Origin of the sequence: Burkholderia sp. Ac-20349 (assembly GCF_017104865.1) — a bacterium.
In the GTDB taxonomy this organism is placed as follows: Bacteria; Pseudomonadota; Gammaproteobacteria; order Burkholderiales; family Burkholderiaceae; genus Burkholderia; species Burkholderia aenigmatica.
In genome coordinates, this window is the sequence record NZ_JAAGPM010000102.1 from 22,059 (window position 1) to 28,822 (window position 6,764).

5 protein-coding genes and 1 pseudogene are annotated in these 6,764 nt (G+C 65.3%); 3 read left to right on the top strand and 3 right to left on the bottom strand.

Annotation, left to right across the window (positions count from 1 at the left end; translation table 11 throughout):
* Window positions 1-84 precede the first annotated feature (84 nt).
* The 3 genes from pyrH to rpsB all read right to left on the bottom strand — a co-directional run bounded on the left by pyrH (window position 85) and on the right by rpsB (window position 2,746).
* Entirely contained in the window at window positions 85-798 is a 714-nt protein-coding gene (pyrH, locus tag G3N61_RS27410) for a UMP kinase (protein WP_011352459.1), read from the bottom strand.
* Window positions 799-961: 163 nt separating this feature from the next.
* Window positions 962-1,843, bottom strand: a complete 882-nt coding sequence (tsf, locus tag G3N61_RS27415; RefSeq protein WP_043190814.1) for a translation elongation factor Ts — start codon at window positions 1,841-1,843, stop codon at window positions 962-964.
* 162 nt (window positions 1,844-2,005) lie between these two features.
* Window positions 2,006-2,746 (bottom strand): 30S ribosomal protein S2, encoded by a 741-nt coding sequence (rpsB, locus tag G3N61_RS27420; protein WP_006752149.1) that lies wholly within the window; start codon window positions 2,744-2,746, stop codon window positions 2,006-2,008.
* 377 nt (window positions 2,747-3,123) lie between these two features.
* On the opposite strand from rpsB, the gene map reads away from it, so the two are divergent.
* From map to G3N61_RS27435, 3 genes and pseudogenes are all read left to right on the top strand, one after another.
* Window positions 3,124-3,939 carry a type I methionyl aminopeptidase gene (gene map / locus G3N61_RS27425; protein WP_089450837.1) on the top strand — a complete coding sequence of 272 codons (816 nt, stop codon included), beginning with the start codon at window positions 3,124-3,126 and terminating at the stop codon, window positions 3,937-3,939.
* Window positions 3,940-3,984: 45 nt separating this feature from the next.
* On the top strand, window positions 3,985-6,561 hold the full coding sequence (locus tag G3N61_RS27430; RefSeq protein WP_205824048.1) for a [protein-PII] uridylyltransferase: 2,577 nt from the start codon (window positions 3,985-3,987) through the stop codon (window positions 6,559-6,561).
* A 16-nt stretch (window positions 6,562-6,577) separates the two neighbouring features.
* Window positions 6,578-6,764, top strand: a pseudogene (locus tag G3N61_RS27435) (pseudouridine synthase); the annotation flags it as partial.

Sequence of the window (6,764 nt, forward strand, 5' to 3'; positions counted from 1 at the left end):
TCCGAACCTTCAAACCTTCAAAGAACGCGGGCCCCGCCCGGCGCATCTGGCGCGCCGCGGCCGATGACCCGCATCCGCGGGAGTTTACACGTGGACGAGCGTACCTTCGTCCTCGCCCAGCACGATGCGCTTGAGCGCGCCCGGCTTGTTGATCGAAAACACGCGAATCGGCAGCTTCTGGTCGCGGCACAGCGCAAAGGCCGTCGCGTCCATCACCTGCAGGTTGCGGCTGATCGCCTCGTCGAAAGTGATCGTCGTGTAGCGCGTGGCCGACGGATCCTTCTTCGGATCGGCAGAATATACGCCATCGACCTTGGTCGCCTTCAGCACGACCTCGGCACCCACTTCCGAACCGCGCAGCGCGGCGGCCGTGTCCGTCGTGAAGAACGGGTTGCCGGTACCGGCCGCGAAGATCACGACGCGGCCTTCCTCGAGCTGGCGAATCGCGCGGGGCCGGATGTACGGCTCGACGACCTGGTCCATGCGCAGCGCGGACTGCACGCGCGCCTCGATGCCGGCGTGGCGCATTGCGTCCTGCAGCGCCAGCGCGTTCATCATCGTCGCGAGCATCCCCATGTAGTCTGCCGTCGCGCGATCCATGCCGGCCGCGCCACCCGCGACACCGCGGAAAATATTACCGCCACCGATCACGACCGCGAGCTGCGTACCGAGACGCACGACTTCGGCGATATCGGCCACCATCCGTTCGATCGTCGCGCGATTGATGCCGAAGGCATCGTCGCCCATCAGCGCTTCGCCGGAGAGTTTGAGAAGGACGCGTTTATAGGCATTGGACATAGGGGCTTCCGAGCGACGAGAGGATGACAACCACGAACTGTAGGGGCGAAATACTGATTCGGGCAAGCGCCGACGGTCGGACCGGGTTTCCCGGCCGGCCGGCGGCGGCGCCGACCGCGGCGGAGCGGACGCCCGCCGCGGATACTGCCTGACTGCTTACGGCTTACTGCTGCTTTGCTGCTGCGACTTGCGCGGCCACTTCGGCGGCGAAGTCGTCCTGGCGCTTCTCGATGCCTTCGCCGACGACGAACAGCGAGAACTTCTGCACTGCGGAATCCGCTGCCTTCAGCATCTGCTCGATCGTCTGCTTGTCGTTCTTCACGAACGTCTGGTTCAGCAGCGACACTTCCTTCAGGTACTTCTGGACGCTACCGTCGACCATCTTCGCGACGATCTCGGCCGGCTTGCCCGATTCCGCAGCCTTCTGCTCGGCCACGCGGCGTTCCGTCTCGATCAGTTCTGCCGGCACGTCAGCCGACGACAGTGCGACCGGCTTCATCGCCGCGATGTGCATCGCGACGTCCTTGCCGACCTGCTCTTCCGCACCCGTGTACTCGACGATCACGCCGATACGCGCGCCGTGCAGGTACGTTGCGATCTTGTTTGCGGTTTCGAAACGGACGAAACGGCGGATCGAGACGTTCTCGCCGATCTTGCCGATCAGTGCCAGGCGCACTGCGTCGACCGTCGAACCTTCGAGCGGCAGTGCCGACAGCGCAGCCACGTCAGCCGGGTTTTGCGTCGCAACGAGTTCTGCAACCGTCTTCGAGAATGCGAGGAAGTCGTCGTTCTTCGCGACGAAGTCGGTTTCGCAGTTCAGTTCGACCAGCGCGCCTGCGTTGCCGCCGACGAACGATGCGACGACGCCTTCTGCCGTCACGCGCGATGCCGCCTTGCTCGCCTTGTTGCCGAGCTTGACGCGCAGCAGCTCTTCAGCCTTGGCCAGATCGCCGTCAGCTTCCGTCAGCGCCTTCTTGCACTCCATCATCGGTGCGTCGGTCTTTGCGCGCAGTTCTGCCACCATGCTTGCGGTAATTGCCGCCATCATTCGCTCCTTGAGTCTGTATTCACAACGCCGCCCGCTTGGACGCGAACGGCCGAGATTCGTTTCCGGACCCGCACCAAATCGGCGCGATCAGGTCCGGCGCACAAGCTTAAAAAAAGGGGGCCTGTTGAGAGCCCCCTTTTTGCGCCGGCTCGGGGCCAGTTACGCGTTTTCCTCGACGTACTCGTCGTCGCCGCGTGCAGCCTGAACCACTTCGTTGACCGCGTTTGCACGGCCTTCGAGGATCGCGTCGGCCACGCCTTCAGCGTACAGTGCGACTGCCTTGCTCGAGTCGTCGTTACCCGGGATCACGTAATCCACACCTTCCGGCGAGTGGTTCGTATCGACCACGGCGATGACCGGCACGCCCAGCTTGTTCGCTTCGGTAACGGCAATCTTGTGGTAGCCGACGTCGACGACGAAGATTGCGTCCGGAATGCCGCCCATGTCCTTCACGCCGCCGATCGACTTCTGCAGCTTGGCGATTTCGCGTTCGAACAGCAGCGCTTCCTTCTTGCTCATCTTCTCGAGCTCACCTGCCTCGACTGCCGCTTCCATGTCCTTCAGGCGCTTGATCGATACCTTCAGCGTCTTGAAGTTGGTCATCATGCCGCCGAGCCAGCGTGCGTTGACGAACGGCATGCCTGCGCGCTGCGCTTCCTGAGCGATCGTGTCACGCGATTGACGCTTCGTGCCGACGAACAGGATCGTGCCGCGGTTCGCTGCCAGCTGGCGCACGTACTTCTGTGCGTCCGTGAACATCGGCAGCGTCTTTTCGAGGTTGATGATGTGAATCTTGTTGCGGTGACCGAAAATGAACGGAGCCATCTTCGGGTTCCAGAAGCGCGTCTGGTGACCGAAGTGGACACCCGCTTCCAGCATTTGGCGCATCGTAACTGCCATGTAAATTCTCCACGAGGGTTGGGTCTTAAGCCGGCCGCCGTACCGCCGCGCGAACCTGCCCCGGAGGGTCCGATTCCACGCGGCCGGCACCCTGGTTGCGCCGGCTTGCGATTCGACACGTGCAAAACGCCCGTGCCGTAAGCCTTTCACCGTCATGCCGCCCCAAAACGGGGCAAGTTCGGCATTTGGATATCGACTTAGCCAAAGAGTATAGCACGCCGATTTGTCCGCTCTCAAGTCGCTCACCACTTTTGCTTGCCGTGCGGCGACGGGGCGGACAATCCGCGAAAACCCGCATCCGCACCGCCGGCAGGGGCTGCGACGCCTGCCAGAAGGTGCGATAATCCGTCAATTCACCGCATTCCAGGCATACCTCGATGGCTATTACGCTCAAAAACGAACACGATATCGCCGAGATGCGCGTCGCCTGCCGTCTCGCGAGCGAAGTGCTCGATTTCATCACCCCGCACGTCGTCGCGGGCATCACGACCGCCGAACTCGACCGGCTCTGCCATGAGTTCATGCTCAACGAGCAGGGCACGGTCCCCGCGCCGCTGAACTACCAGCCGCCCGGCTATCCGCCGTACCCGAAGGCCACCTGCATCTCGGTCAACGACGTGATCTGCCACGGCATCCCCGGCGAGAAGGTGATCAAGAACGGCGACGCGCTGAACATCGACATCACCGTGATCAAGAACGGCTACTTCGGCGACACGAGCCGGATGTTCATCGTCGGCGAAGGCTCGATCATGGCGAAGCGCCTTGTGCAGACCACCTACGAATGCATGTGGCTCGGCATCGACCAGGTCAAGCCCGGCGCGCACCTCGGCGACATCGGCTACGCGATCCAGAAGCACGCGGAAGCGCAGGGCTACAGCGTCGTGCGCGAATACTGCGGCCACGGCATCGGCACGGTGTTCCACGAGGATCCGCAGGTCGTCCACTACGGCCGTCCGGGCACGGGCATCGAACTGAAGGCCGGGATGATCTTCACGATCGAGCCGATGATCAACGCCGGCAAGCGCGACATCCGCACGATGCCCGACCAGTGGACGGTCAAGACGCGCGACCGCAGCCTGTCCGCGCAGTGGGAGCATACGGTGCTCGTCACCGAAACCGGCTACGAAGTGCTGACCGTATCGGCCGGCACGCCGGCGCGCCCCGTGTTCGCGCAACCGGCCGCCGCGGTCTGAGCGCCACCGCGCCAGCCCGCCCTGCCCGCACCTGAACAGCCGCCCATGAGCGCTCACGCCGCCCCCTCGCCCGACGCGCTGTCGCGGCGCGCCGAATTCAAGGCCGCCAAGACGGAGATGCTCGAGCGCTTCCGCCGCGCGACGAACGTCGCGTCGCTGATGCACGCGCTGTCGAAACTCACCGACGATGCGCTGAAGCGCGTATGGGACGACTGCGGGCTGCCCGCGACGCTCGCGCTCGTCGCCGTCGGCGGCTACGGGCGCGGCGAGCTCGCGCCCTATTCCGACGTCGACATCCTCGTGCTGCTGCCCGATGCGCACGACCCGGCGCTCGATGCGCGCATCGAGCGCTTCATCGGGATGGCGTGGGATCTCGGCCTCGAGATCGGCAGCAGCGTGCGCACGGTCGCGCAGTGCATCGAGGAGGCGTCGCAGGACGTCACGGTGCAGACCTCGCTGCTGGAAGCGCGCCGCATCGTCGGCAGCACCGCGCTGTTCGAGCGCTTCACGGTGCGCTACCACGAGGCGCTCGACGCCCGCGCGTTCTTCACCGCGAAGGTGCTCGAGATGCGCCAGCGCCACGCGAAGTTCCAGGACACGCCGTACAGCCTCGAACCGAACGTGAAGGAAAGCCCCGGCGGGCTGCGCGACCTGCAGACGATCCTGTGGATCGCGCGCGCGGCCGGTTTCGGCAGCAGTTGGCGCGAGCTCGACACGCGCGGCCTCATCACCGATCGCGAAGCGCGCGAGCTGCGCCGCAACGAAGGATTCCTGAAGACGCTGCGCGCGCGGCTGCACGTGATCGCCGGCCGCCGCCAGGACATGCTCGTGTTCGACCTGCAGACGCAGGCCGCCGAGAGCTTCGGCTACCAGCCGACGCAGGCCAAGCGTGCGAGCGAACAGCTGATGCGCCGCTATTACTGGGCCGCGAAAGCCGTCACGCAGCTCGCGACGATCCTGATCCAGAACATCGAGGCTCAGCTGTTCCCCGCGACGAGCGGCATCACGCGCGTGCTGTCGCCCGACCGCTTCGTCGAGAAGCAGGGCATGCTCGAGATCGTCGACGACGGCGTGTTCGAGCGCCACCCCGACGCAATCCTCGAAGCATTCCTGCTGTACGAGACGACCCGCGGCGTGAAGGGCCTGTCCGCGCGCACGCTGCGCGCGCTGTACAACTCGCGCGAGATCATGAACAACGCGTGGCGCCGCGATCCGCAGAATCGCGACACGTTCATGCGGATCCTTCAGCAACCCGAAGGGATCACGCACGCGTTCCGGCTGATGAACCAGACGAGCGTGCTCGGCCGCTACCTGCTGAATTTCCGCCGCATCGTCGGCCAGATGCAGCACGACCTGTACCACGTGTACACGGTCGACCAGCACATCCTGATGGTGCTGCGCAACATCCGCCGTTTCGCGGTCGCCGAGCATGCGCACGAATATCCGTTCTGCAGCCAGCTGATCGGCAACTTCGAGCGCCCGTGGGTGCTGTATGTCGCGGCGCTGTTCCACGACATCGCGAAGGGCCGCGGCGGCGACCACTCGACGCTCGGGATGACCGATGCGCGGCGCTTCTGCCGCGAACACGGAATCCCCGGCGACGACGCGGCGCTGATCGTGTGGCTCGTCCAGCATCACCTGACGATGAGCCAGGTCGCGCAGAAGCAGGACACGAGCGACCCCGAAGTCATCAAGCGCTTCGCCGAACTCGTCGGCAACGAACGGCGCCTCACCGCGCTCTACCTGCTGACCGTCGCCGATATCCGCGGCACGAGCCCGAAGGTGTGGAACACGTGGAAGGGCAAGCTGCTCGAGGATCTGTACCGCATCACGCTCGCGGTGCTCGGCGGCGCCAACCCCGACGCGCATTCGGAGCTGAAGTCGCGGCAGGAGCAGGCGCTCGCGCTGCTGCGCCTGGAAACCGTGCCCGACGACGCACACCGCGCGCTGTGGGATCAGCTCGACGTCGGCTTCTTCCTGCGTCACGACGCGGCCGACATCGCCTGGCAAACACGCGTGCTGTACCGGCACGTGAACGACGAAACCGCGATCGTCCGCGCGCGGCCGTCGCCGATCGGCGATGCGCTGCAGGTGCTCGTGTACGTGAAGGATCGCCCCGACCTGTTCGCGGGCATCTGCGCGTATTTCGACCGCAACGGGCTGTCGGTGCTCGACGCACGCGTCAGCACGACGCGGCACGGCTATGCGCTCGACAACTTCATCGTCACGCAGACCGAACGTGACGTGCGGTACCGCGACATCGCGAATCTCGTCGAGCAACAGCTCGCGTCGCGGCTCACCGAAACCGCCCCGCTGCCGGAGCCGTCCAAGGGCCGCCTGTCGAGGCTGTCCCGGACGTTTCCGATCACGCCGCGCGTCGACCTGCGGGCCGACGAGCGCGGCCAGTACTACATCCTGTCCGTGTCGGCCAACGACCGGCCGGGCCTTCTCTATTCGATCGCGCGCGTACTCGCCGAGCATCGGATCGGCGTCCACGCGGCGCGGATCAATACGCTCGGCGAACGCGTCGAGGACATCTTCCTGCTCGCGGGTGCCGGCTTGTCCGACAACCGCCTGCAGATCCAGCTCGAAACCGAATTGCTGCGTGCGATCGCAGTCTGAATGAATTCCAGCGTTTATGCGCACCAAATTAACCGTCAAGAATCCGAAGCCGGCGTCGCCGACCCGCGCCCCTGTCCGCTCCGGCAGCCTCGTCGCCCGCAAGGCGGTGCGTCCCGCTGCGCCGCCCGCAGGGGACAAGCCGGCCCGCCCGAAGAAGGCCGCCCCGGCCGCCGCCGGCGAACGCACGTTCAAGCCGCGCGCTG

Bases quoted from the DNA above. Each gene is read 5' to 3' on its own strand.
- tsf (WP_043190814.1), bottom strand. From the start codon at position 1,843: ATGGCGGCAATTACCGCAAGCATGGTGGCAGAACTGCGCGCAAAGACC.
- map (WP_089450837.1), top strand. From the start codon at position 3,124: ATGGCTATTACGCTCAAAAACGAACACGATATCGCCGAGATGCGCGTC.
- G3N61_RS27430 (WP_205824048.1), top strand. From the start codon at position 3,985: ATGAGCGCTCACGCCGCCCCCTCGCCCGACGCGCTGTCGCGGCGCGCC.
- pyrH (WP_011352459.1), bottom strand. From the start codon at position 798: ATGTCCAATGCCTATAAACGCGTCCTTCTCAAACTCTCCGGCGAAGCG.
- rpsB (WP_006752149.1), bottom strand. From the start codon at position 2,746: ATGGCAGTTACGATGCGCCAAATGCTGGAAGCGGGTGTCCACTTCGGT.